Consider the following 1,179-nt stretch of genomic DNA (forward strand, 5'->3'; position numbering starts at 1 on the left):
TTTGCTTATATGACAGTCTCAGCCTTTTTTGTGCCTAAATCAACCTGTCGAACTCACGTTGGATTACTACGCTCTCCAGCTTCCCGGTAGAAGATATCTAAACCATCGATTGCGATCGTGCGATATGTGGTCATGACTTTACTCCTTATAAAGTTCTAGGTGGTGAAATTGTGGCGTTTGCCAGATGTCATCTTGCTAAGCAATTAAATGCGCTCCCACACCAACTCAAAAACCGTTTCAACACCATCACTTAAGACTGGCGGCGTCGAGAGCGTCAATCGGCTCTCACTCACAGTAAAGGTGCGAACTAACGCTGTACCAACCCGATTAGGAATTGATGCAATTTCGAGCTGGTGAGTTACTGTGTTGTCGCTCAATGTATAAGTTCCAGCATAAGCATTGAATGTCGTGAATGCTTGAGCAAGCTCTTCAACGGGTAGAGATTGCATCTGGGAAGTCAGCGGTGATTGAACCTCTTGACTCAGCAGTGGGCGATCGCTCCTGGAAAACATCACCATTATGTGACCATCCGATGTGTAAGTAATGTAGCCAACAGGATCAGTCCCATACACGTCTGGAGTCAACGTTCCATCAGCGTAAATAGCAGTTGCAGAAATTAACTTCCAAATGCCAATTAGCGGATTGTTCTGGGTTGATGGTGTAGACATAATGTGCAGCCGTTGCTTTATGATTCTCCACTAGAGAGATTAAGAAGGCACAAGTACGAAGGCAGAAGGAGACCCTACGCATAAATGCGTTCGCACAGCGTCTCCATAAGGAGAGGAATTTCATAAAGTTGCTACGCATTTATTTTTCTCCATGCTTAAAAGCAGGGGCTGTCTTACCGTATGGCAGAGAGAAGTTGCAAGGAGGGTTTCCCTTCGGGCAAACTTCGGAAACACAGAGGACTTATGTTTGTATAAAAGCTTACAAGATTTCCTTCTGCCCTCTGCCCTCTGCCTTTCTTCGGTAACGGGTTTCAACACAAAATCAAATTCCGTTGTGTAAAACGGTTTACTTTGATTGGGTGCCTTGAGTTCGTCTGGTGCTTCGTGCTTTTGTAATTTAACGATCGCTGAGCGCACTGCAAAGATTGTATCTGAATCCAGGTGAGGATCGCCAGCAATAAAAATTTGTGTTGTCAGCGACGTGTACTCTGGGGCACTGACTTTGAAATGG

General features: G+C 45.1%; 1 protein-coding gene and 1 pseudogene. Both read right to left on the minus strand.

From position 1 onward, the window contains the following. Nucleotides 1–203 precede the first annotated feature (203 nt). Nucleotides 204–668 carry a lipocalin-like domain-containing protein gene (locus tag BV372_RS33145; RefSeq protein WP_086691523.1) on the minus strand — a complete coding sequence of 155 codons (465 nt, stop codon included), beginning with the start codon at nt 666–668 and terminating at the stop codon, nt 204–206. Between the two features lie 120 nt (nt 669–788). Further along, nucleotides 789–1,179 (minus strand): annotated as a pseudogene (locus tag BV372_RS37285) (hypothetical protein); the annotation flags it as partial.

The sequence above is a fragment of the Nostoc sp. T09 genome, from assembly GCF_002154695.1.
Lineage (GTDB): Bacteria > Cyanobacteriota > Cyanobacteriia > Cyanobacteriales > Nostocaceae > Aulosira.

What these genes read in the sequence shown, in the direction of transcription:
- BV372_RS33145 (WP_086691523.1), bottom strand. Translation starts at nt 668, where the DNA reads ATGTCTACACCATCAACCCAGAACAATCCGCTAATTGGCATTTGGAAG.